This window comes from Nonomuraea basaltis, assembly GCF_005893125.1.
In the GTDB taxonomy this organism is placed as follows: Bacteria; Actinomycetota; Actinomycetes; order Streptosporangiales; family Streptosporangiaceae; genus Nonomuraea; species Nonomuraea basaltis.
The window spans coordinates 58093-83332 of sequence record NZ_VCJS01000035.1 but is presented as its reverse complement, the minus strand read 5'-3'; the positions used below and the strand labels follow the sequence as shown (position 1 = coordinate 83332).

Sequence of the window (25240 nt, the reverse complement as noted above, 5' to 3'; positions counted from 1 at the left end):
GGTGAAGTTGTTCCACACGAAGTTGATCGCTGTCGGCGTGAGCAGTTCCAGGCGCTCCCCGGTGGCGGCCACCGCGAGGTAGAGGTGACTGCCGCGCAGACCCACGACCAGATCAGAGGGCAACAGCGCCGTGTCGTCGCTGCCGCGGAACTCGCCGGCGCTGACCAGCCTCGGTAGAACCTGCGGGGTGCGCGTGAGCAGGTCGGCCTCGACGCGGGAGGGATGGAACGACAACTGGGCCAGTTCCGCGACGGGATCGGCAGTGGGTAGAGTCGCCTGGTCGGGGGCTTGCGGGAACAGGTGCCGGAATCGTCCCGTCATCGTGCCGGCCGCCCTGGAGACGGTGTGCACGCGGACGCGGAAGTCGCCCCGGTCCAGCGCCGGGAGCGAACGGGCTTGGACTTGGGCGCACACCTCGAAGTGCGGGGCCAGGGCGGTGGGTGGCTCGCCCGCGGCGGCCTCCAACTCCTCGAGGAGCGTCTCGGACAGGATCACCGTCCGGCGGCCTTCGACGGCGGCGGTCCCGGCGAGCTCCAACAGCAGCCGGTCACGCCGCGACATCGGCCGGGGCGGCTCGGACACCGAGCCGAACCCGTCAGGCAGGCCCAGCCCGTTGTCGGTGTCGACGAGCTGCTCCAGGCGGACCTCGGCGCCTTCGCCCCAACGGGCGGCGAACTGCTCGGTGTAGCGCCGCCATGCCCCGGTTCCGGCTGGGTTGGGCGCGAGTCTGGCCAGCGCGGTTGCCGCGGTTTCCATCTCGATCGCGACCGTCCCGGGTAGCCGCACCTCGGCGTCCAGCCGTACGTCCACGGACGCCTCCCGCTCGCGGGCACCGAAGGTGCCAGCGGGCAGGGCGGCTGCCGGGTCGACGATCGTGGCGGGGGCGCGCAGCGCCGACCGCAGCAGGCGTAGGTGCAGCAGTTCCGCGAGGAACGCCGCCTGGCGCTGCTCGTCGGCCTGCGGGAACTCTGCGGCGAGTTTGCCCGCGAGCGCCGCATGCCGGATCGGTGACTTGGCCGCCTGGAGCACGAGCGCCAGCGCGGGAGTCAGCGTGAGGGAGAACTCCGACGCGCCCTCGGACGGCACGAAAACGCGGCCGCCACGCACGTACGCCAGGTTATTGACGCACACCTCGACATCCGCCATCACCCCGGCGTCCGCCTCCCGGGCGCTGATCACCTCGTCCAGCGCCCGGGGGTCGGCTCGGGCGACGATCTCGTGCTCCTCCCCGACGAACACGGCGGACGTCTCGCCGAAGTCGATCAGGCAGACGCCCGCGAACAGGCCGAACGGCGTGGACCGGTGCTCATACCTGATGGCGTACCGGGCGAGTGCGAGCGCGGCGCGACGCGCCCGGCGGGCGTTCGACGATCGCCCGTCCAGGACCGCCTCCACCTGGCGGGCAAGGTCCGGGCTGGCATTGGAGACCGTACGCCGGAAGGTGTTATCGGCCCATATCGGGCCGAGCCAGGAACGCCACTGCTCGGTGGGCGCGTCGGGCCTTGGCCATTGCGGCAGGGCGGGGGCGGAAAGGTTCACCGCCGCGCGGAGCATCCCGGCGCCGGTGCGCCGGTACAGGGTCCGCCGTGACCGCGTCATCACGCACACTCCGTTCCTGGGGAAGAGGAGAGCGCGGGCCCGGGTGGACCCGCGCCGTGCGGGCTACGAGGTCGTGCAGGCGCTCGGACAGGAGCTCCCGCAGTTGTCGCCGGTGCTGCACAACAGCACCGTCTCGGCCGCCGGGGTGTTCTCGATGAAGGTGATGTCGAGGTCGAACGGGTCGGAGGTCGCTCCCGCGTCGACCGTGGCGGTCTGCTCGATGGTGGGAGTGCTCATGTCCTACTCCTTGTCCTGTGTTGGGGGTTCCTGACGTGGGGTTTTGCACCGGCGGCCCTGGCCGTGCGAGCAACGGTCTGAGGGCGGAAGCGGCCACCGTATTGCATGTACTACATACTTCATAGTCTGCTCGGCCTGAAGGGGCAACGAGTAAGTAGTACGTACTATCTGTAAGGTGAGAGCGTGACGAGCACGGCAAGCTACCGCCAGGTGGCCGACACCATCCGCCGATCCATCCACGACGGCACCTACCCGCGCGGCTCGCTGCTGCCCAACGAAGACACTCTGGCTGACGAGCTCGGCGTCCACCGGGCCACGGTCAACAAGGCGTTGAAGATCCTCAAGGCCGAGGGGCTCGTCTACGTGCACATGGGCGTCGGCACCTACGTCCACAAGCTGCCGCCCATCTTGCGCAATGCAGCCGTACGGCACAGCCGCGCCCACCGAGAACGCGGCGGAGCCCGCGGATCGCTGGCCAGCGAACTCGAACAGCTCGGCTACACCCTGGACAACCAGACCACCATCGGCCCCGGCCGGCCACCCACCGAAGTCGCCGAGGTCCTGGGCGTTGACCCCGACAGCGACAGCGTCATCATCCGCGCCCGGCGCATGTACGCCGAGGGCGTGCCCATCCAGATCGTCACCACCTACATCCCCCGCTCGATCGCGGAGGGCACCCCGATGGCAGAACGCGACCCGGGCGTGGGCGGGATCAGCAGCCGCCTGGCCGAACTCGGCCATGCCCAGGTCGACATCCAAGAAGACGTCGACGTCCGGCCACCTACGGACGAAGAAGTGCGCTTCCTGCGCATGACGCCCGACCAACGGGTCTATGAGATCTTCCACATGGGACTGACCCGTGACAACCAGCCGGTGAAGGTCAACCTCTACGTCCTGCCGACCTACCAGTGGAGGCTGCGCTACCGCTATCGCGCCGACCCGGGCTGATCTGCTGGCCCAGTAGAGCATCAGATGGTGCCCCGCTCGCCGGCGGAATCTCCTCCGCTGGGGCCCATTCGGTTGAAGATCAGTCGTTGCGCGGCTCGGCGCGCGAGGGTGAAGGCCCGGACAAGTCCAGGGCGGAGGGCCGCGTCGTGGGGCAGGTCGGCGCTCCACGGGTCACCCATGGCAAGGATGATGAGATCCATTCGAGCCGCCTCACGCTGTGCGGGGGCGGGGATCCATTTGGGTGGCGCGGAAGTTGTGAACGAGCGCCTGCTGGTGGGCCAGCGCCGAGGCGAGCGTGATGCCATCCGACTTCTGCAAGACCTCGACGACGCTGGCATCACGCAAGGCCGGGGTGATGTCGGCGCGCAGGCGCGCCTGCCAGCACTCCTCACCGGACTCATCCTTGCCGCGGACGATGTCCCACCCTGGGTAGGTGCGCCGCAGCACGTAGAGCAGCCGGTGAGCGACAGCGGTCGGGTTCGGGACAGGCGTGGTCGGCGTTTGGCCGAGGTACATCGCCGGGGGCGGAATCATAGGTGATCACCATGTCGTGGTCGTGGTCATTGTCTGCTGGTTGGCGGGGGCGGCCGTGGGACGGCGGCGTGGAGGACGCCGTCCCACGGCCTTCGTCGCCCCCGGCCGGGCTGCCCGGGGCGGGAGGTGCTGCGGGCACAGGGACGGGGGTGAGCTGCCCGCAGCAGAGGAAGGCACGGGGCACGCTCCCGTGGGAAGGCGGATCGGCTGTGCCCCCGGCCCGCCTTCCCCGGCAGACTCCCGGCCGCCATGGGTGGGGCAGCGAACGGACCAGGGTCGCCGCAGGGAAGCGACGACGGCCGGGAGAACTGGAACTCGCCATCCAGGCAGCGGCCATCTCTGACGTGGACGGCGGGGGATGGGCGGCGCGGGCAGCCTGAGTGTGATCGTTGACCGGTCTGCCCGCGCCGCGGCGCGAGGCCCGTGAGGAAGGCATGTCGCCCATGGGGTCGCGCCAGAGCGTGGGGAGCGGCTCGCCGGGGCAGGAAGGTTTCACGGATCCTCCCTGCTGCGGTTGCGGTACCACTCCAGGTAGAGCAAGCGCGGCTTGTGCTTGTTGCGTCCCGACCTTGCGGCGAGCGAGGTGAGGAATTCGAGCGCGGCGTCGTCGAAAGGGATCTGGTCGTCGAGCAGACGCCGCACAGCCCAGGCCAGGTGGTGCGCTGCAGTGGCTAGGCGATGCCCGGACAGGTGCCGGCCGTCGTCCCCGGCGTGTGTGGTCACACGGAAGGGTCTGGCCTGGCACTCGGTGCGGGCTGCCTCCAGCAGTTGGGGGTGAAGGGTGGCTCGCCCTAGTCGTCCGATCGGCCGCCCTGTGGCCAGGCGCACGGCCAGACTGCCGGAGATTCGGCTGTCCGTGATCACCTGAACTTTTGTTGTCGCGTCTGGGCCGGACGGGTAGCGAGCCAGCGCGTGCCGGATGGCGTTCAGCTCGGCGAGGTCCGTGATGGTGGCGTCGGCCTCGTACCAGCCGTACTGCGCGCGTCCGTCGCCGCTCACCGTGGCCCAGACAGCGCGGCCCCCATGGGCGCCGCCGTGCGATCCGCTGTCGGTCAGCGTCGCGACGGACGCGTCGCAGCCGATCGTGGTCGTCGGGGCGCTCATGCCATCCAGCCGAGTCGGCAGCTCGAACGGGCCGTGCTCGTGCACGGGGATCGCGAACTCCATCACCCGCTCCCCGCGCGGGACCGGGCATTGTGCAGCAGGACGGTCTGCCAGGCCAGCGTGGACGCTAGCGCGATCGCGTCCGGCTGCCGGATGGACTGTTTGATCCCGGCCGCGGCCATGGCGGCAGTGCACTCACGCACCAGCCTGGCCGTCCACCAGACTTGGCCGGACGCGTCCCGCTCTAGCCCGATGTTCCAGGCGGGGTAGGTGTTGCGCAGCGTGGAGAGCTGACGGGCGGTCGGGTCCAGCGACGCCACCGCGTGAGCTACGACCCGGCGCGCCCGGCGATCGGCTGCCTGGCCGAGGGCGTACGCCTGGTTGGCGAGCATAGGGTTCCTCCCTGGCGTGGGTCGTGGGTGATGGGGTTGGCGCAGGCCCGGCGTCGAGGCTGGGCTGCCCGGCCTGCGCCGGTTGGGGTGCGGCGGGGATGGTTCGACCGGGCCGCACCGCGTGTGGCGTGGCGGCGCAGCGCGGTGCGGGGTTGCGCTGCGTCTGAATCTCCGGGCACGCCACGATCATGGGTCAGCGTCCCTCGCACCCGGCCGGTAACGACATGCCCAGCATGTGAGCCGCCCACTGCCAGTGCGCATCGGCCTTGCGTGCCGCGGCCTTGCGACGCTCCACGGGCCCGGCGTGAATCTGGTGCAGGAGAGGCAGGACCCGCACCGCTGCCAGCCCGGCGACGCCGTCCGCGGGCGCGTCCATCCACGCCGTCGCAGCGGACAGCACAGCTTCGGCTTGCTCCGGGCTGTGCCCCGCCGCGATGAGGCAGGGGCCGAGCATCGCGGCGTTGATCCAGGCGGGGCCGCAGAGCGCTTCGGACCAGTCCACGACGTGGGCCTGGCCGTCCTTGATGAGCATGTTCGAGGCGCCGAGGGTGCCGGGCAGCAGCGTGTCCCCGTCCAGGTACTGGTCCTTGCACGCACCCACCGCGCTCGTGAAGAGGGCGCGTTGCGCGTCAGTGACCAGGTGCCAGTGGCTGGCCATCACGCGGCTGACATACTCGACCGCCGGCTCCTGATCTGGCAGGGGGGACGGGGTGAGCGCCGTGTAGAGGCGCTCCACGACGTCCAGTACGGCGGGCAGGTCTGGCGAGCCGGGCCGCAGGTCGGCGTGCCTAGCGTGGTCGTTGATGAGCTCGAACGCGAGGATCAGCCAGCCGCCGGCGACGGTGCTCCACAGCAGGCGCGGGGCGGGAGCGGGCGGGCGCAGCGGGCCCTCGGGGGGAATAGGCGGGTGCAGGTGGCTGGCGGTCCACTCCTCGCGCCGGTAGACCTCCGCGGCCGGGCTCAGCGCGGGGACCGCTTTGAGGAACACGTCATCCTCGCCCGCGTAGATGCGGGCGGCGAATCCTGGCCGGTCGCCGGGCACGGCTTCGACGGTGCGAATGGGCCCGATCTTGTCCTCGATAGCGTTGATGACGATCGTCGGGAGATCGTCGAACTTCGCGCGGTCGGTCACCGGACCTCCTCCTCAGGTGGCGGGGGCGGGTCGAGCTGGACGATGAGCAGGGTCTGACCGCTCGGCAGCGCCAGGCTCCGGCGGATGCGGAGCCCGGCCTGGCGGGTCAGGCGGTGGTAGTCGTCTTCGGTGCGCACCTGGCCGCCCCGGAAGAGGGTCATCATCCGGATGTCGGTGGCATACCAGCGGCTGGGCACGCCGGCCACGCGCGGCAGCATGCCTTCGACGATCAGCAGCTCCGCGCCGCCGGCGTCCTCCATGGCGTCGCGCACCCGGGCCAGCAGGTCGATGCAGTCGTCGTCGCCGTGGTTGTGCAGCACCGAAGACAGCAGGTAGCGCTGGGCGCCCTGCGGCACGGCCTCGAATAGATCCCCCGGGGCCAGTTTCACGCGGCCGGCCAGGCCCCCTTCGGTCAGATACTCCTGGGCGCGGTCGAGGACGTCGGTGCGGTCGGCGAGGATGCCGTCCAGATGCGGGAAGGCGTCCAGGAGGGCGTCCAGCACGCCGCCCATCCCGCCGCCGAGGTCGGCGACGGTGCGCACGTGCGCCCAGTCGTCGAGGGCGGCCAGGTCCCGGCCGACCGCGGCGCTGCGCGCGAGCATGAACCGGTCGAACTCCTCGCCCAGCGCCGGACGCTGGGCCAGGTACCTGTACGGGGCCAGGCCGTTGGCGGGTGCCGGGTGGCCGCGCCGGACGGTCTCGGCCAGGTTGCCGGCCATCTCCCACCAGTAGGAGGAGCCGGTGACCAGCACCGCGTGCCGCTGCGACCGCTCGGCGTCTCGGGTGAGGACGCGCCCCAGGTCGGTGAGCTGGTAGCGGCCTCTGCTGCAGGCGATGAACTCGCTGGCGTGCAGCCAGCGCAGCAGCCGCCGCATCGCGCCGGGGTGGGCCTCACACGCTTGCGCCAACTCGTCGCTGGTCATCTCCTGGTCCGCGAGCTGCTCGAAGACCTCCAGGTGGACCGCGGCGTGCAGGGCGGCGACATCCGGCACGCTGTCGATCAAGAGCTGGACGAGGTCGAAGGGGTCGATGTCGAGATCCGCGGCGGTGCGAGCGAAGTAGGCGCGGGAGCGGTCGCGGTGCGGCAGCCTCGGCGGGTCAGGTTTCTGATCAGCGCTTGTGCCCGGATCGGTGGGCGCCTGGCCGATCGGGTGGTGTGTGGTCATGAGGCCGACACCGCCTCAGGGGAGGAGGGCAGGGACGGCGGCGATGGCGGCGGGGGCGGCGCCGGTGTGTGGGTCAGCGCCGGCAGTGGCAGCAGGAACGCGCGGACGTCGATGGGGGCGCCGATCTCCCCGTACTCCAGCATGAGGTCGGCTACCTGTTGGATACGGTTGGGGTGCAGGTTGGTGGGGAAATCGCCCAGCGTGATGGTGGCGGCTGTCTCCGCGTCGATCTTCGTGTAGTCGGGCAGGGTGCTTCTGACCAACTGCTCGTTCATGGCGACGTCAAACTGTGCTTTCATCACGGCGCGTGGGAAGCCGGCGACCTGCTCCGGGTTGTTCTTGGCGTAGTCGGTGGGGGTGGCCCAGCCCGCTATGGGCAGACCCTCGGTCTGGCCCTGCATCACGTCATACAGCACCCGTCCGCCGGCCTTCTGGCCGTAGAGAGTGATGTAGGGCTCGGTCATCCACGCCACGTCGCGGTGCCCGTTCTCCAGCGCGACGATCATGTCCGGCAGCGGCGTCTCGGACATCGTGACGTCGCGCTCGGTCAATCCCGCGAGCTTCAGGGCGGCCTTTGTGGTGACGGTGCTGATCGATTTGAAGGTCGCCACTCCGAAGTGGCGACCGCGCAGGTCCGTCAAGCTCCGGATGGGGCTGTTCTTGGGCACCATGAGCGCGAACGTGCCGGGCTTGGCCTGGTAGGCGGGGGCCACGATCTTCATCTTTTCGGGCTTGGCCTGCTCGTACATCACGGCAGCCGGGTAGTTCATGATCGAGAATTGGAGGCTGCCGTTCTCCAACTGCGGCAGCGCGGTGCCGCCGCCCTGGACGGTGACCGTCTCGACCTTGAGCCCCTCGGCTTCGAAGTAGTGCCGTGCCTGGGCGAGGAGGATGGTGGCGCAGTCCGGGATCGGCATGATCCCGACCGTGACGGTCGTGAGGGCCTTGGTGGGGCCAAGGCCCTTGGCGGTGCCCGCATTGGTGGCGGGACTTCCACACCCGCACAGCACCGCGAAGAGTAGCGCCAATATGACTATCCGTAGTCGTCTCATGGAATGGCGAATCCTGTGAGGGAGAGGGATGGATAGGAACAGATGGGCCCCCGTCAGGGCCGTTGAACTCACGAACCGTTCGGCCGCCGGTAGCTGACATCAGCGCCCACCGGCCGTACGGAGCTCACTCTCGGGACACCACTGCCACGGCAGCCCACGCGTGCGGCGCATCCGCGGCATAGATCAGGCCGTCCTCCGGGACGAGCAGGTCCACGGTCTTGGCCAAGCCGGGCTCCCGCAGGGTCCACCCGTCGAGCAGCGCGGCGACCTGGTCATACGACCGCAGAGTGATGCGCGCGACCGCGTCGGTGTACTCCTCCGCTGCCTCCTTCACGCCGGCTTTGGCGTCGTCCTTCGCTCCGTCAGCCGTCGCGTGGGTGAGCACCAGACGGCTTCCCGGGGCAAGAGTGTCCCGGAAGGTCCGCATGATGTCGGCGGGCCCGTCCTCATCCAGCACGAAATGCACTACCGCACCCATGAGAACTGCCGTGGGCCGCGACAGGTTGAGGAACCGCTGACTGTTCGCCAGGATGCGGGCGGGATCACGCAGGTCGCCGAACATCACTTGCAAGCGGTCATCGCCCCGGTCGAGCTCTTGCCGCCATCGCACGAGCACCTGTTGGTCGTTGTCTACCGCTAGCCAGGAGGCTTCAGGCTGGTACTTGCGGGCGATGTCGGGCAGGAGGGGTTCCCCATCGACAGGCAGACCAGGGCCGATGTCAATGAACTGCTGGACGCCGGCCTCCTTGGCGAGGTGTCCCACCGCGCGCTTGAGAAACGCCCAGTTCTGCCAGATCACGTCCTCGAACCCCGGGACCTTCTCGACGACGAGGTCCGCGATAGCCCGATCAGGGGCAAAAGTGTCCTTCCCGCCCCGCCACTGCCCATGAGGGTCTCGGCCTCCCTGCCATCGGCCATACACGCGGGGGATCGACGGCCTGACGGCGGTGAACGGCACTGGCGCCTCGGCGGCTGCATCGGGAGTGGTGGCACCTTCCGGATCATCGGGAGTCATAGGGCGACACTGCGTTCGGCGATATGGTTGTCATGGGTCAGGAGCCTCATTTCCTGATCAAGTCCTTGGGCTGGCGGTGACGTCGTCTGGCCCTGGGGTGGCATATATCCGTGGACGTGGGTGTTGCAGGCAACGGCTGGCCAGAGGCGCCCTCGATGCAACACGTCCCCCACGGGCCGCAGCCGTTTGTTGACCGCGCCGCAGTCGATGCAGGCCAGGCCGTGCAGGCGCGCGATGCTGATCGCGTCGCGCACAGGGATCGGCGCAGCCGCTGTGTGCGCTGCTGGCTCGCTCATGGAGTCGGACCCATCGATGACCGTCGTCTTGACAGTCAGATGCTGTTACTCGGGCAGGTCCACAAGTGACCCAGCGAGGGTTACCACCTACATCAGGTGGCGTGGCACCACTCGGCGAAGCTGGTGAGGCTCTCAGCGTCGGCGCGCTTCAGTCTGCGCAGCGTGGCGGCGTCCTCGCGCACCCACCGATGATCACGGGTGTGTTGCGGCGCGATCTTCCTTGCGACCTTCAGCGACTCGAACGCGTCATCGGGCAGTCCCGACCACAGCTGGGCGCGAGCGAGCTCGATGTAGAAGCCGGACCTGCGCTCGGCGGGGAGCTCGACCGGCGGCGCCCATTGGCGGGCGGCTTCCAAGGCGCGGTGGACGTGCTCGCCGCCGAGGCTCACGGCAACGGACACCTCGTGGATGCGCACGGAGGACGGCCCGAACGCTGTACCCGAGTAGATCGCCTCAGGTATCCGGTCGCCCAGACTGCGAGCTTCGGCGAGGTTGGTGTCGGCCGCGTCCACGTCGCCGGCACGACCTGCGATGACCGCCGCACGCATATGGAGCGCGCCGCGGGCGGCGATGCTGGCCAGATCGTCGGGTGGCGCGGCGGCGTCGACGGCAATCTCCAGCGCGCGCAGGCCGTGCTCGTGGGCGTCTGCGGCGAAGAACGTCTCCGTGCGGACGTAGGCGATGGTGGAGTCCAGGACGAGATCGTCCGCCTGCGGCGCCGCCCAGCGCATCAGGTCGATGAGCCTGGCCGACAGGTCGTAGGCGCCGAACTTGTACGCGACGGCGTCAGCTGAACGGCATGCGGAGATGGCCAGGCGGGCGATGTCGGGCCGCTGCTCGGTCGGCACGACCTGGAGGGCGCGGAAGAGCTCAACGAGCAGGTCCGGGAGGTGGCGGGTGATCTGCACGTACTGGGCGGCGAGCCTCCATGTCACGGCCTCGCCGACGGCCGCGCGCAGCTGAGGCAGGGTCCGGACGGGGCCGTCGCTGGGCAAGTCGTAGGCCGCGATCGCGGTCGACAGGGACGGGATTGCCGCCCGAATGCTGGAGCTGGCCTGCGTCCGGTCGGCCAGCAACAGGGACGGGTCGATGCCGAGGGCGGCTGCGATCGCTTCGATGATGCCGTCGCCCGCGCCGCGTGCCCCACGTTCGATCTTTCGCAGGGTGCCCACATGGATGTTTGCGGCGTCGGCCAGTTGCTGTTGAGTCAGACGGGCGACGCTTCGGTGGTAGGCGATGCGTCGGCCTATCCCGCCGCGGGGGGCTGAAGGCATGGGGGCTCCAGTGCGAGGCGTTCATCTCGGACTGTAGCGACCCGATGACAGCTCTGCCCAGATGTTGGGCGGGGCCTATCCAAGTTACTTGGCGGCGATGTCCGTCAGGTCGGTCAGCGTGGTGATGCGCCAGTCGGCCGCCGCTGCTACCGGCTCGTCGGCCCAGAGATGTCCCCATGGCCCACGCCGAATGTGCGCGGCCCGGAGGCCGGCGGCCTTGGCAGGTGTGATGTCATTGGCCGGATGGTCGCCGACGTAGACGATCCGATCGGGGTCGGCTCCGGCGAACTCGATCAGCCGAGCAAAGAACTCAGGCGATGGCTTGGCGACACCCCACTCGCCGGATGTAGCGATCGCATCGACCGGGAGGTCAAGCGCGCGCAGCAGCTCGGCGGCGCGAGCCGTCTGATTCCCGGCGATCAGCAGGCGATGCCCGGCTGCGCGCAGCGCGGTCAGCGCTGGCCGGACGTCGGGATAGAGATCTGCCTCATCGATGTGCTCGCCGTGGCCTGCGGCCTCGCGCGCTGCGTACTCGGCGGCTATGTCGATGCCGGGGCGGAGCAGGCGGAGAGCGTCGGCGTTGTCCCGGCCCTGCGCGACAACGGCACCCACGAGAGCGGAGAGGGTGTGGCGAGGGACGCCGAGCCAGTCGGCCCACGACGCCCAGTAGCGGTCGTCGCGGACGATGGTCTCTCCGACGTCGAAGGCGAAGGTCAGCACCAGCTGAGCCTATGAGGCGCGGAAGGGGGTAGTCGCCACGGGGCCGCACGGCCAGAGCGTGACGCCTGGGGGCGTGGAGGAGTGGGGCCGGATCAAGGGTGGACTGGCCGATCTGCCGCGCGACCCCGGACTGCCGCTCCAGCGGCTCACCCCCACAAGCGTGGGGACCGGGAGGGAGATGCTCGTCACGGTGATCGGCGTGGCGGCTCACCCCCCACAAGCGTGGGGCGGGGCTATGCCGGACGTCAGGTCGGCCGACCTGAGCGGCTCACCCCCACAGGCGTGGGGACCGGAGCTGTCCATACCGAAATTCGGCGGACATACCCGGCTCACCCCCACGGGCGTGGGGGCCGGTTGAGGGTGCGGAGGACGTGGGTAGGCGCAGGCCGGCTCACCCCACGGGCACGGGGACCGGTGCACCGCCGACGCCAGCGCCTCCTGCGCCGCCGGCTCACCCCCACGTAGGGGTGATCCGACAGCGAGAGGGGCACGGCGCGGACGGGAGAAGCGCTCCCCACGCCCGTGGGGGTGATCCGGACGTGGCTAGGAGTAGGGATCGAGGCTCACCGCGTTTCCCCACGCCCGTGGGGGTGAGCCGGTCTGGAAGTCCGACCCGCCCGGGTGGCGCGAGCGTTCCCACGCCCGTGGGGATGGTCCCCGGCGTCAACCGCAAGTTCAGCGAACTTCTGCGTGCTCCCCGCGCACGCGGGGATGGTCCCGTTCCGGGCACGTTGCTTACCGGACAAATAGCCCAGCGGCGGAGCAGGATGTCGTTTCCCACAACGGGTGGAGTGGGCTTGGAACGGCCGCGCTCACCGAGCGTACACGGCCTCGACGGCGGCGATCACCCCTTACGCGGTCTCATCGATCACCCTGTCACCTTGACCTCGCGCAACGACCTGGCCAATGCCTACGAGTCGGCGGAGATCTGGACCGGGCCATCCCCCTGCTCGAGGCCACCCTCGCCGACCGCGAGCTAGTGCTGGGCCCAGCCACCCAACGACTCGAGCCGTCCGGCGCAACCTTGAGCAGGGTGCCACAGAAGTGGCCGGAGAGACCCGCTAGGTGGTGGAGGCGGGTACTGCCGAGGCGGGGCAAGCTGGCTGTTGATCTTGCAGTGCGCTGCTGGCAGCTTCATTGAACGATCGTTATCTGGAGCGTCAGCGGACTGCACTCAGCAACAGACGACCCCATGCCGGCGGCGTCGGGCCCACCACGCCTGACGGGTCCTCCGACGTTCCGGAGAACGACATCCCGCGCTCCACCGTTGGGCTGTTTGTCCGGTAAGTGACAATCCGTACTTGTTTGGTAGCAGAAATGGATCTTGTTGCCTGATCATGGCAAAGTTACGCTTTGCCCGTTTGGTCAGTGCTCCAGGGCCGCACGAGTCAGAATCCCTGCCGGGTGGGGTGGAGCGACGTCTGACACCCACGGGTGTCCCTCGTTGTGGTTCGGAGCGTGACGGCGTATGCGTCGGAGTTTGGTATGGGTACGTTCTGGGCGTGCATCTGCCATTGTGGCCGCCATTCTCCTGAGCTTGTTGCCCGGCCTGCTGATGCTGCAGCCCTTACCGGCCACGGCCGATGGCTTGCAGAATCCGCCTGAAACGCCGCAGCAGGCTTTCGGGTCCACGACGACGCTGCCGTCGCTGGTGCGGTCGTCGACGCAAGCGTCCGTCGCATCGACGGCGGCGAGCACCGGTCGGGGGAATGAAGATCGCGAAAAGCCTCTGAAGGGGGCGCTGCCGCTGGAGCAGCGGTCCGACGACGAGCCGTCGGACCGGCGGGGTGAACGGGTACTTCCTGGCGGGACGTTGCGCGCTGAGCTGGCGGAGGCCGCATGTTGCGTGCCGGTGATCGAGGATCGGTTCCCCCTGGATTGGGCGCTGGTTGACACGCTGACGCCGTTGCTGCTGGTAAAGGCCGACAGCGCCAACGGCATGGACTACACCTTCAAGGTCTGCAATGACGGCTCGATGCTGTCGGGATGTTTCTCCTCCAGCGTGCAGAGCGACGTTTACTACTGGCGGGTGCCCGCAGCCAAGCTAATGTGGGGCAGGCAGTACTTCTGGCAGGTGACGGTCAAGGACCGCGGCACCGTGGCCCAGACTTTGTCGAGCGCGATCTCCTTCACCACGGGGGTGCGCCAGCCGGTGGTGAGTTCCCGGCTCGCGGCGCGTGGGCCGGATGGGCAGGAGTTCGACCAGGTCACTGGGAACTACACAACCACGGTGACGGATGCGCAAGTGGCGGTGGTAGGGCCGCCGCTGTCGTTGGTCCGCTCCTACAACACCTTCGACCCGCGCAGCAGCGGCATGTTCGGAGCGGGTTGGTCGGCCCGGTGGGATATGAAGATCGTCCAGGACGATCCGGCGCTGCTGGTGACCTGGCCGGATGGGCGGGTGCTGCGGTTCGGCGCGAACGGGGATGGCACCTTCCAGCCGCCGTCGGGCATGTACGCCACCCTCGCCGCACAAACCGGCGGTGGCTGGCGACTGATGGACAAGTCCTCTACGTCCTACCTGTTCGACGCGAATGGCCGCCTAACCAAGATCACTGATGCTCGTGGGCGGAGCCAGGACCTGGCCTACGACACGGCCGGCAAGCTCTCTGCCGTGACCGCCGGGGGCGATCGCTCCCTGCGCTTTGTCTGGACCGGAAACCACGTCACCAGCGTGTCCACCGATCCTGTCGACGGCACCGCGCTGACGTGGACGTACACCTACGAAGCCGATCGCCTGACGTCGGTGTGCGCCCCTGCCGCCGAGCCGATCTGTACCCGCTACGACTATGGCAGCGGCTCGAACTACCGCGCCGCCGTGCTGGACGCGCTCCCGTACGGGTACTGGCGGCTGAACGAGACCTCCGGCACGCAGGCGGCCGATCTGGGCTGGGGCGCAGGCGCGGGCACCTTGACCAGTGATGGCACGACACTGGCGCAACCAGGCGCGCTGATCGGCACCGCCGACGGCTCGGCCGCTTTCAACGGCGGCAGCATGAAGACGTCGCCCAACGTGGTCGGCCGGTTGGCAGGACAAGCCTCGGTGGAGGCGTGGTTCAAGACCACCAGGGCCGGAACAATCTTCTCGGCTGGCCTGGCCGGATCCGCCGCCTCGGCCATCTACATCGGCACCGACGGCAAGCTGCGTGCCCAGTTCCTGCCGACCGACTCCGAAGAAGACACCGAGTGGTTCACGCCGATCACCACTACGGCACCGGTCAACGACGGCCAATGGCACCATGTGGTGCTGACCGCGGACAACGGCACCGATCGGCTCCATCTGGACGGACAGCTGGTCGGCAGCCTGTCGACGCCACGCACCCTGGAGTGGCAGGAGGAGGCGCGCTTCGCTACCGGTCCGCTCAACTGGCGCATGCCCGCCGGCAGCACCGGCAACTTCGCCCTTGACGGCCAGCTCGACGAGCCGGCGCTGTACGACCGGGCGCTCACGCAGGCCGAGGTCCAGGCGCACTACGCCGCGGCCCGCACCGATGCTCGCAACAAGCTGACCAAGGTCACCTCGCCCGCAGGCAGGGTATGGGCCAGCAACACCTACGATGCGGCCACCGACCGCCTCAAGACCCACGCCGACCAGAACGGCGGCACCTGGCAGATCGGTGAGCCGGTCTACGACAAGACCTCGCGCACGTCCACGGTCACGGTGACCGACCCGAGTAACGAAAAGCTGAGCACCGTCCACGACCCCTGGCGCGGCTACCGACTCGTCAAGCGAACCGATCAGCTGGGCCAGGAGACGACCTATCAGTACGACGTGGGTGGCCTCCTGGCGCAAATATGGGACGCCAACGACAACTCCGCGAAGCTGAGCAACGACAAGCGCGGCAATGTGATCAGTCAGACCACCTGCCGCAGTGCCAACAGCTGCCAGACCAGCTACGCGACGTACTACCTGAACAACAACGACAACTTCGACCTGCGCAATGACCGGTTGACCATTACCCGCGACGGTCGGTCCTCCTCTGCCACCGACAACACCTACGCGACCACGTTCGAGTACAACGCCTACGGCGAGCAGATCAAGCAGACCACCCCGGTCACGCTCGATTTCCCCAACGGCCGCTCCCTGACCATCAGCTACACCGACGGCAGCGAACCTGCCGTCGGTGGTGGGCCCACTCCGGCCGGGCTGGTGAAGACCCGGACGGACGCGCGGGGCAACGTGTGGGAGCAGCGCTACACCGCCGCTGGCGACCTGGCCGAGCAGGTGGAGCCGGAAGGGCTGGTCACCAGGTACGAGTACGACCCCTTAGGCCGACCAACATCCCGCACCGAGATCTCCCAGGCCTTCCCCGACGGGGTGAAGACCGCCCTGGCCTACGACGCGCTGGGCCAGTTGGTGAAGCACACCGGCGCCCCGGTCAAGAACGAGATCACCGGCAAGACGCACACCGTTGAGACCCGCCACATCTACGATCCGGATGGCAACAAGCTGACCGACACGGTGGCGGACCTGACCGGGGGCGATCCGGAGCGGACGGTCACCTACACCTACGACGCCTTCGGCCGCACGGAAACGGTGACCGGGCCGGAGGGCGGTGTGGTCCGCACCACCTGGGACAACACGGGAGCCCCTGCGTCGGTGACGGACGAGCTGGGCTCGGTGTTCGGCTACACCTACACCAAGCGCGGGGAGCTGTACACCCGGACGTTGAAGAACTGGACGGGCAGCCCGGTCAACCCGCAGCCGGCCCGGGAGATCGTGCTGCAGTCGTACTCCTACGATCCCGGCGGACGCCTGGCGGCTCAGGTCGACGCCATGGGCCGCAAAACGTCCTACACCTACTTCGCCGACGACCTGCTGTCGCAGGTGATCGCCGACGACGTCAAGCTCAACAGCGCCACCACGGTCAAGGACGTGGTGCTGGAGGCCCGGACCTACGACGCGGCCGGCCACTTAGCCACTCTCGCCACGCCCGCGGCCCAGACCACCTTCGCCCACGATGCGGCCAGCCGGTTGACCTCGTCCACGTTCGACCCGGCGGGGCTGGCCCGCAAGGTCAGCAACGTCTATGACGCCAACGACAGCCTCGTCAAGCAGACGTTGACGGCGGCGGGGACGACGCGGGCCGAGAGCGTGGAGTTCGCCTACAACAAGGAGAACCAGCTCGTCCGCCAGACCGTCGAGAACGGCGAAACGGACCTGACCACCGCCTGGACGGTGGACGATCGCGGCCTGGTCACCGCCGTCGTCGATCCGCGCGGCAACGTCAGCGGCGTCACGCCCGCCGACTTCACTACCAGTCACCGCTACGACGCCCACGGCCGGCTGGTCGAGGTCCAGCTGCCCACGGTCACCGTCGAGCGCGGCGGGACCACCACACAGGCACGCCCCACCACCCGCTACGGCTACGACAGCGCGGCCCGCCAGACCCACGTCATCGACGCCGAAGGCCGCCAAAGCACCACCGCCTACGACCGGCTAGGACGAGTCACGAGCGTGGCAGGGACCGCCTACACGCCGCCGGGCGGCACCCAGCTCGTCCCGCAACAGTCCTACGCCTACAACGCGGCCGGCCAGCTCACGAAGATCACCGACCCGCGCGGTCACAGCACCACCGCCGAATACGACGCGCTCGGCAACCAGGTCCGCATCACCGACCCGGCGATCGACAGCCAGCCGGCGGGCCAGTGGGTCACCGAATACGACCTGGTCGGCGAGCCGCTGGCACACGTGGACCCGACCGGCGCCCGCACCCAGGCCACCTACGACGACCTGGGCCGCATGATCACCCAGACGATGGTCGAACGCCGCCCGGCGGCGGCCGCGTACACCACCAAGTTCGCCTACACCGACGCCGGCTTCCTGACCACCACGACACCGCCCATCGGCAAACCCACCGCCTACCTGCCGAACGCGGCCGGCGAGGTCACCACGATCACCGACCCGCTCGGCTACCAGACCACGTTCGGCTACGACGCGGCCGGACGGACAACCAAGACCACCACCCCGCTCGGCTACGCCAGCGCGTCCGAATACGACCTGGCCGGTCGACTGACCACGCGCAAGGACCTCGACACCAACGGATCCACGCTGCGCACCACCGGCTACGGCTACGACGCGAACTCCAACCTGGTGCGCACCACCTCCGGCGAGGGACACCTCACCACCCGCGCCTACGACGCCACCAACCTGCTGACCGAACTGGTCGAGCCGGTATCCGCCGGTGAGTCCATCACCACGACGTTCGGCTACGACGCCACCGGAGCCCCAACGCGCAGCACCGACGGGCGCGGCAACAGCGTGTGGACCGCCTACAACACGCTCGGGCTGGTCGAGACGATCACCGAGCCGTCCACCACCGCACACCCGAACCTAGCGGACCGCACCTGGACCCAGTCCTACGACGCGGCCGGGAACCTCACCACCGTGCAACAGCCGGGCGGCATCCGCATCGACCGGCACCACGACGCGCTGGGCCGGATGACGAAGGAGACCGGCCAAGGCGCCCCGGTAGCCACCCCCGAGCGCACCTACCGCTACGACCCCGCCGGCCGTCAGATCGGCATCGGCGACTACTCCCTCGAATACAACGACCGCAGCCTGCTCACCAAGGTCACCCGCGGCGTCCCCCAGATCCCGATCGCGGCCTTCACCTACGACGATCTGGGCAATCCGCGCACCCGCGCCGACTCCTCCGGCAACGCGACCTTCACCTGGGACGACAACCTCCGCCTGGCCACCGCCGCCGACCCCGTCACCGGACGCGGCTTCACCTACGGCTACGACAAGAACAACCGGCTCACCTCGCTGACCTCCACCAGTCCCGCCAACAGCCAGGACCTCACCTACGACCCGCTCAGCCGGCCAGCCACGCACACCCTCAAGAACAGCACCGGCACCCAGCTCGCCAAGATCACCTACGGGTGGAACAAAGACGACAAGCTCGTCTCCAAAACCACCGAAGGCACCGCAGGCGAGGGCGGCAACACCTACGGCTACGACCACGCCGGCCGGCTGACCTCCTGGACCGCCCCGAACGGCAACCTCACCACCTACGCCTGGGACGCCGCCGGCAACCGGACCAAGGCCGGCGACCAGACCTTCACCTACGACGAACGCAACCGGCTGTTGTCCGGCGCCGGAAGCACCTACGCCTACACCCCCCGCGGCACCCTCGCGACCCAGACCACCGGCACCACCACCCGCAACCTCGTCTTCGACGCCTTCGACCGGCTCATCAGCGACGGCGAGGCCACCTACACCTACGACGCGCTCGGCCGCCTGACCGCCCGCACACAAGGCACCAGCGAGAACCGCTTCACCTACTCCGGCCTGGCCAACGACATCACCACCGTCACCGACCAGACCGGCGCCATCACCGCCAAGTACGGCCGCGACCCCTACGGCCGGCTGCTCAGCCTCCAAGAGGGCACCGGTCCCGCGCTCGGCGTGATGTCCGACCAGCACGACGACGTGGTGGCCACCTACTCCGGCACCGCGCTGGTCGACTCGGTCGCCTACAGCCCCTTCGGCGAGCCGATCGCCCGCACCGGCACCCAGCGCTCGCTCGGCTACCAAGGCGAGTACACCGACCCCGACACCGGCAAGGTCAACATGCACGCCCGCTGGTATGTGCCGGGCACCGGCGGATTCGCCTCCCGCGACGACTGGACGCTGTCCCCGGACCCGTCCAACCGGCTCAACCGCTACCTCTACGGTCAAGGCGACCCGCTCGGCGAAAAGGACCCGTCCGGCCACGACATTCACATAAAGGTCGAATTCCCCGAGAGGCCCGCACCAGGGTTCAAGAAAGGATGGTCCGACAACTACTGCAACGGCGGCTGGGGCGGTCGTGCATGCAACGCGGCACGCCATTACGAAGAACGCGGCAAGAGCGAGCGGGCGTTCTACGACCGCGCCGTCGCGCCAGCCAAAAAGCAGTATGAGACCACCGACCGTACTGTTTCCAACAGATGGGGCGATGGTGGGGGCGGAGGCACCTGCAAGAGCAAGGCCTGCAAGAACGGCACCCCCGGCAAGAAGAACGGCACCAGCACCGGCACTGGGAAGAAGGACGGCACCGGCACTGGGAAGAAGGACGGCACCGGCACCCCCGGCAAGGTTTGCAAGAAGACCATTTGCAAGAAGGACCGCGACGGATCAGACGGTGATGACGATGACCAGGCGGGCCGCGCCCGAGACCTGGACAAGCCCAGCGAGCGGCGTTGCACCCGCAACTGCTCGCCCGAGGTGAAGAAACCCAAGACACCCGAGAAGAAGCCGACGCAGCCGAAGAAGCAGCTCTCCACGGGCTCGTCCAGAAATAGCATCAGCAGCTCATTGCCCCCCAGGAAAACCAGGCAGGAACGGATCGATGAGCAGTGCCGCACCGGCCCCTGCAAGGACAGCTACAGCGGGCACTCCGGCGTCGACTACTCCGACTCCTCCTCTATCGGGCGCGGCGACTCTTCCGACGGCTGGAAGAAGGACGTCGTCGAAGACATCACAGAAACGACGACCGACTCCATCGTTGACGCCATCCTCGATGACGTTGCCCCCGACCTGCCGCCGAACGTCCCACCCGGCCTGGACACGGGCAGCTGCATGCCGGGCGGCAACAGCTTCGTACCCGGCACCAAGGTGCTGATGGCCGACGGCAGCCACAAGCCCATCGAGACCATCAAGGTCGGCGATCTCGTCCTGGCCGCTAACCCCGTCACCGGGGAAAAGGGCGCCAAGCCGGTCACCACGTTGATCACCGGCGAGGGGACGAAGCACCTCGTCAAGATCACTGTAGACATCGATGGCGACAGTGGTACTGCGACCGACGACATCACCGCCACCAGCAGTCACCCGTTCTGGGCGCCCGCCCTGCGCGAGTGGGTCGGCGCTGGCCAACTGCAGCCCGGCATGTGGTTGCAAACCTCTGCCGGCACATATGTCCAAGTCGCCGCTGTTCAGTCATGGACGGTTCGTCAACGGGTACACAACCTGACCGTCGAGAGCCTGCACACTTACTATGTCCTCGCTGGCAAAAATGCTGTTCTCACTCATAACGATGTGCCAGGTTGGGCTCGGGACGAGTTCGATAACATCGTCAACGGACGGGGAACGCCGAGAATGAACGGCAACGCTCAGGAAGTCTGGACGGGAGAACGCAGACGTACGCCCCTCCCCTACAAGAGGAAGTGGGGTAAGGATGATGCGGCGAACTTCCCCGGTTCTCCCGAGTGGGAGGTCCCGAGTATGATGAATACGAGACACCCGGACAACTACAGAATCCTCGGCCCTAATAAGTGGGGCGACTATGGATATACATCGAATCATTACACGAAAATAGAGGCATTCCCCAAAGAGTGTGGAGATCAGTAATCTCGATCAGGTCGATTAGAGGGAAATGTTAACGGTGGCGGATGTCAAGTACAAGCTCCGCGCGCCCGATGCGGTGGGCTCCATATTGGAGTTCGCTGATATGGATGGCTTTTTCGTTGGCAATCGCTCATCTTATGAGAATTTCGAGCGTCCAGACGAAACGCCGAGTTATCGGCTTTCGCTCGCCGTCCACGGGCTCAAGACGTCTCCTGAGTGGGAGTGGCACTACGATGAGCCGCTGAATCTTCCGGGTGACGTCAACCTTGAGATCCTAAATGAAGACGGGAATAGTATTGGTGGATATGATCTGTGGAACGTAAAAATCGCGCTTGCTTCGCCTGGCGCGTGTGCTGGAAACGTGCAGGCGACTGTAAGCTGGCTGCCGCACGCCGGGGCGAGGTCTGTATGGGAATCGTGGCGGGTGGCCCCGCCGGCGGATACTAATCAGTGGTGGAGCATTCCCATTGGGCGACGTGAGGGCTGGGTGGAGGTCGCTCGAATCAGCAGAATCTCTGTACGGCCCGTTGGCCGGGGCATAGTACTGGACGGTCGAGGCATAGTGGACCTGGCCAGCTTTTTCTGTGCGATAGGAGAGGCTGTGCACGGGCCGGGAGGCTATTTCGGGTCGAACTTCATGGCGCTTTTTGATTGCCTGCGTCGCCTGCCTAGGGCGGATGGATCGCCAGTGCATCTGCGCTGGTTGGACTTCGCCGTCGCCGAACGGCACCTATCAAGAGTTGTGGACACCGAAACAGGTCCAGCCAGATATATTGATATTGTTCTGGAGACGCTTTCTGATGCTGATGTAGCGGTGATCCTCGAGTAGGTAAGACGGGCACTAGGTCTGCCGATGGGCCGGCGGCCCTCGGAGGTCGTCCCCTGGCTCTACAAATCCGACCCGGCCGGAGGGCCCACGGTGGCCGATATGTGCGGCGATTCTGTCGAGAAGGACACCAGCATTCTCGTGATCGTTTTCTGACGGCTACGTTTCGGGGTGGTCGCTGAAGGCGCCCGTCATGCGTTGCACAGACCTGGGGCGGGTCGATGCGACCGCGGCTCACACTCACCGCGTGGCATTTCGCGCAAGAAGCTGGGAACGATGCCCTGTGCGCCTGGGTGTGCAAGACGAGGCAAGCGGCGGCCTACTGGGCGAATGATCTGGAAGCGGCCGTCCAGCACGCGGAGCGCGGTCTCTTCTTCGCCGCACGAGCAGGCGGGCAAACCGAGGTGATGCTAGCAAGCACGCTGGCGCTCGACTACGCGTGTATGGGAAGGCTGCGCGAAGCACGGGACACCCTCGCCCGTGCACGGGACATCCCAGCCGTTCAGGAACGCGACTGCCCGGGTGGAGCGCTGAGCTGCCCTCCAGAGAGCCCTGAGCTACTGGGCAGATGCGTACCTTGTGCTCGCCGATCCCTTGGAAAGGCGAGCCCTTGGACGTAGACGAGACGCGTAACCACTGTTGGTGGCGACCAGGTTGGCACACCGGCGATTCGGTCATCCAGCGAGGGCTGGGCGGTAGCCATGCTTCGAGCGTAGGAGTTTCCACCGACGCTTCAGGAGCGGCGAAGTTGGGGACAGCGGCGGGCCGCGCGGCCAAGCCTTGCTGGGGAAGCAAGACAGTAAGCCGAGGCGCCGGGCACCGTACCCGCCATGGCGCGAACAAGAGCCCGTATCAACCCCGGCCTGGCGAAGCGCCTCGCTGCTGGCGTCATCCGGGACAAGGTCGAGCGGATCACCGAAGCGGTTGCCAAGGAGGCGAAGGATCGGGCGCCGGATGCCAAGGGCTGGCAGGCCACTAACGGCGCTGACGCCCGCCCCTCACACCGGCACGCTGACGGCCAGACGATCCCCGCGAACGTCCCCTACCAGCTCCCGAAGATGGACTACGTCCGGAAAGGCCGTGACGACGACCGGAGGAACCCTCAGGGCGCCGGCGCATGGGTCCTGCTCACTGCCGTGGACCTGGCCGACCGGCCGCGCGACCCCTCTCTACCGCTCCACCAGCGAATTAACTGCTTCCCGGCAGATACGCCGGTTCACGCTCCGGACGTCGAGGCGGCGTTCCGAGCGCCCTACTCCGGGGAGATGGTGCGCGTGACCACTCGGTCAGGGAGCGTCCTGACCGGTACACCGAACCACCCGGTACTCACGAACCGAGGTTGGATCGGCCTGGGCGCGTTGAATGTGGGTGACGACCTCTTCCGCCGCCGCGTCGGAGAAGCACCACTGACCGGCGGCGCTGCGGTAGCACCAGACGTAGAGCACCCTCCACCCCTGATCGGCGAGGTATACCGCACGCTCACGTATACGGGTCTGACGCATCGGGTGGGTCGTGTGTCGGTGGACTTCTACGGCGACCGGCCAAGTGGCGACGTCGATGTTGTATGGGCCTTCGGCGCGCTGGGGTTCCACCGCCAAGCTGTGAGCACTCAGGAGCTCCGCGATCTCCGCCTCGCCCAGCCCGGTCCAGCACGGATTATCAACCCTGGCGACCGCCTTGGCCGTCATTTCCCGTGTGCTAGCTCTCTGTCCGCGCCGCGCAGTGTTGGCGAAGCTGGCCAGCCTCTTCCGCTCCTCGACGCTGAGTTGCGCCAAACGCACTTCCAGCGCGTCGCTGCGGCCCCTGGCCGCGATTCCCTGCTCGGTCAAGACGATTCGGATCGTGCTGCGCCACACGCCGAGCGCTTCGGCAAGCGCCTTCTCCGATTCGCCGCCCAGATAGCGGCGCGCTACCTCCTCCGCCGTCACACCGGTCGTGCGAACAAACTTCGCAACGGCATCCTCGGCGGGGCTCCTCCGGGGAACCCCTTGCTCGTCGAGAAGATGAGACACCGTCGAGACGCTGACCCCGAGTCGCTGCGCGACCTCGGTGCCGGGCAAGCCGGACCGGTAGAGGGTGGCTACCTCGGCGGCCGAGACATCCACTCCTCCACCCCACCGCGACAACGCTACAGCCGTCCCGGCGTCGCGGCGCTCCACGCCAGCAGCATCGAGAATCTCGCGGATGCGCTCCTTGCCCACCCGCTCGGCTCGGGTGAGAGCGGAGATACTTTCCCCGGCGAGGTAGCGGCGGACGATGTCATCGGCATTGAGCGGTTTCCGTGGCGGGGCCATGTCTACACACTACAGACAAGCAGTGGCATCTACGTCGCCAACGGGTTTATCGTGCGCAACTGCGAGTGCCAGAGCGTTATCGTGCCCGGCGTCATTGCGGCTGCGACCCGCGCGCTGCCGGCCCGGGTCCGCGGGTCCAAGGTGTCCGCCGCGGTTGAGGTTGTCTTCCCCCGGATCGGTGAAGCTGAGTTCGGCGCCAACGACACCCCTGGCTTGCACTTTCTCGGTCTCGCCGGATCGCTCGTCATGGCCCGCCGCCGGTAACCGGTCACGCCTGGCGCAGTGTGGCCTCCACGCGCAGCCAATCCACAGAAGCCTCCACAGCATGTGCACGCCGCTTCACTGTGATCACTACCCACTCCCGGCCCGTGGATGGCTCTACGACGAGATCACGGGCGCGGAGCGGCCAGTCCGCCGGGTCCACGCCCAGCACCCACATGCCCGGCCCGTCGCGCTCGCCATCCTCGACCGGCTCCTCCACGATCCGGCCCGGCCGCGCCATCCCCGCCGGCGTCCAGTTCGACGCCGAGCGTGTGCCGTGCGCGTCCACGGTGACGATCGCGCGCTGCACCGCGAACCGCATCGTCGCGAGCATCACGGCCATGGCCACCGCCACGTGATCTCCAGCGGATGCGGGGCGATCCCCGGCTGCTGGTTGACGCCGCGGCGCCGCCACCGCTTCAAGCTGTCCAGGGACGGCGGCGCGCCGGCCGCTCCCGAACCGGCCGCGCCGCCGCCCGCGTCCTCGAACGTGACGCCCTGGCCCTCCACGTTCGCCTGCTTGATCAGCCGCGTGTCCGGAGCGTCGGTCTGAACTGCGCGCCGCACCATCGGGTGCGCCGCCGCCGCCGCCCGCACGTACCTGCCGAGCGCTCTGCCGTACACCGGGTTCTCGACCGGGTCCAGGCCGGCCCGGTACGTGATCGTATAGAGGCCGGTGAGCTCGCCGTCCACGCCCGTCTCCGCCACGGCGGACAGCACCTCGATCACCGGATCGTAGGCGAGCTGCCAGCCTCCCCGCCCGTCCCCGCGCGCGCCGCGCTGCACCAGCGTCACCGGCAGCGGCGGCTTCCCGAGATAGGCGGCCACGTCGCCGAACGCATCACTGATCGCCTCCGCGACGGTCTCGCGCTGCTCCTCCGTCAGCGGGAGCTTCAGCCCTGCCCGAACGGCGACCTTCTCCGGGGAGACGACCAGCAGCTCGTCAGTGCTCACCCCAGGCTCCTCACGGTAGATACGGCTCGGCGGCGCACTGGAGGAGTGTGGGCACCGGGTCCCCACCGTCTGGGTGCCCACACCCCACCAGTACGCCGCCGAGTC

19 protein-coding genes and 1 pseudogene are annotated in these 25240 nt (G+C 68.1%); 5 read left to right on the top strand and 15 right to left on the bottom strand.

The genetic code is table 11. From position 1 onward, the window contains the following. Together EJK15_RS18825 and EJK15_RS18820 are read right to left on the bottom strand one after the other, a co-directional pair. A partial coding sequence (locus tag EJK15_RS18825) for a lantibiotic dehydratase family protein (RefSeq protein ID WP_138711756.1) occupies positions 1–1599 on the bottom strand: 1599 nt, incomplete at its 3' end. 63 nt (positions 1600–1662) lie between these two features. Beyond that, positions 1663–1836: an FxLD family lanthipeptide gene (locus EJK15_RS18820; RefSeq protein WP_138711755.1), complete on the bottom strand. Its 174-nt coding sequence runs from the start codon at positions 1834–1836 to the stop codon at positions 1663–1665. 183 nt (positions 1837–2019) lie between these two features. On the opposite strand from EJK15_RS18820, the gene EJK15_RS18815 reads away from it, so the two are divergent. Beyond that, entirely contained in the window at positions 2020–2784 is a 765-nt protein-coding gene (locus EJK15_RS18815) for a GntR family transcriptional regulator (protein ID WP_138711754.1), read from the top strand. Between the two features lie 20 nt (positions 2785–2804). On the opposite strand, the gene EJK15_RS18810 is transcribed toward EJK15_RS18815, so the two are convergent. The 10 genes from EJK15_RS18810 to EJK15_RS18765 form a co-directional block, all read right to left on the bottom strand. Next, positions 2805–2984, bottom strand: coding sequence for a hypothetical protein (locus tag EJK15_RS18810; protein ID WP_138711753.1), 180 nt, complete (start codon positions 2982–2984; stop codon positions 2805–2807). A 10-nt stretch (positions 2985–2994) separates the two neighbouring features. Further along, a complete protein-coding gene (locus EJK15_RS18805; RefSeq protein ID WP_138711752.1) occupies positions 2995–3318 on the bottom strand; it encodes a hypothetical protein in 324 nt (107 codons plus the stop codon). Positions 3319–3810: 492 nt separating this feature from the next. Continuing rightward, entirely contained in the window at positions 3811–4485 is a 675-nt protein-coding gene (locus tag EJK15_RS18800; protein WP_138711751.1) for a hypothetical protein, read from the bottom strand. After that, entirely contained in the window at positions 4485–4814 is a 330-nt protein-coding gene (locus tag EJK15_RS18795; protein ID WP_138711750.1) for a hypothetical protein, read from the bottom strand. The genes EJK15_RS18800 and EJK15_RS18795 overlap by 1 nt, the downstream gene beginning before the upstream one ends. 193 nt (positions 4815–5007) lie before the next feature. Continuing rightward, entirely contained in the window at positions 5008–5946 is a 939-nt protein-coding gene (locus tag EJK15_RS18790) for a hypothetical protein (RefSeq protein ID WP_138711749.1), read from the bottom strand. Next, entirely contained in the window at positions 5943–7112 is a 1170-nt protein-coding gene (locus tag EJK15_RS18785) for a methyltransferase (RefSeq protein ID WP_138711748.1), read from the bottom strand. The genes EJK15_RS18790 and EJK15_RS18785 overlap by 4 nt, the downstream gene beginning before the upstream one ends. Further along, complete coding sequence (locus EJK15_RS18780) at positions 7109–8140, bottom strand: ABC transporter substrate-binding protein (protein ID WP_171074400.1); 1032 nt, start codon at positions 8138–8140, stop codon at positions 7109–7111. The genes EJK15_RS18785 and EJK15_RS18780 overlap by 4 nt, the downstream gene beginning before the upstream one ends. A 148-nt stretch (positions 8141–8288) precedes the next feature. After that, on the bottom strand, positions 8289–9179 hold the full coding sequence (locus tag EJK15_RS18775) for an SAM-dependent methyltransferase (RefSeq protein ID WP_138711746.1): 891 nt from the start codon (positions 9177–9179) through the stop codon (positions 8289–8291). Between the two features lie 388 nt (positions 9180–9567). Then, complete coding sequence (locus EJK15_RS18770; RefSeq protein ID WP_138711745.1) at positions 9568–10749, bottom strand: helix-turn-helix domain-containing protein; 1182 nt, start codon at positions 10747–10749, stop codon at positions 9568–9570. Between the two features lie 84 nt (positions 10750–10833). Beyond that, positions 10834–11469: an HAD family hydrolase gene (locus EJK15_RS18765; RefSeq protein WP_338089874.1), complete on the bottom strand. Its 636-nt coding sequence runs from the start codon at positions 11467–11469 to the stop codon at positions 10834–10836. 58 nt (positions 11470–11527) lie between these two features. Here EJK15_RS18765 and EJK15_RS18760 point away from each other — a divergent pair, with 58 nt between their 5' ends. From EJK15_RS18760 to EJK15_RS77595, 4 genes and pseudogenes are all read left to right on the top strand, one after another. Continuing rightward, positions 11528–11827, top strand: a complete 300-nt coding sequence (locus EJK15_RS18760) for a hypothetical protein (protein ID WP_138711743.1) — start codon at positions 11528–11530, stop codon at positions 11825–11827. A 1494-nt stretch (positions 11828–13321) separates the two neighbouring features. Further along, complete coding sequence (locus tag EJK15_RS76325) at positions 13322–20803, top strand: LamG-like jellyroll fold domain-containing protein (protein WP_171074398.1); 7482 nt, start codon at positions 13322–13324, stop codon at positions 20801–20803. Positions 20804–20837: 34 nt separating this feature from the next. Continuing rightward, positions 20838–21629 carry a barstar family protein gene (locus EJK15_RS18750; RefSeq protein WP_171074397.1) on the top strand — a complete coding sequence of 264 codons (792 nt, stop codon included), beginning with the start codon at positions 20838–20840 and terminating at the stop codon, positions 21627–21629. 827 nt (positions 21630–22456) lie between these two features. Continuing rightward, positions 22457–22909 (top strand): annotated as a pseudogene (locus tag EJK15_RS77595) (hypothetical protein); the annotation flags it as partial. Between the two features lie 3 nt (positions 22910–22912). Here the strand turns inward: EJK15_RS77595 and EJK15_RS74575 are convergent. The 3 genes from EJK15_RS74575 to EJK15_RS18735 form a co-directional block, all read right to left on the bottom strand. Then, positions 22913–23920, bottom strand: coding sequence for a helix-turn-helix domain-containing protein (locus EJK15_RS74575; protein ID WP_240777048.1), 1008 nt, complete (start codon positions 23918–23920; stop codon positions 22913–22915). Between the two features lie 268 nt (positions 23921–24188). Beyond that, positions 24189–24536, bottom strand: a complete 348-nt coding sequence (locus tag EJK15_RS18740) for a hypothetical protein (protein ID WP_138711739.1) — start codon at positions 24534–24536, stop codon at positions 24189–24191. Continuing rightward, on the bottom strand, positions 24515–25135 hold the full coding sequence (locus EJK15_RS18735; RefSeq protein ID WP_138711738.1) for a hypothetical protein: 621 nt from the start codon (positions 25133–25135) through the stop codon (positions 24515–24517). The genes EJK15_RS18740 and EJK15_RS18735 overlap by 22 nt, the downstream gene beginning before the upstream one ends. Positions 25136–25240 lie beyond the last annotated feature (105 nt).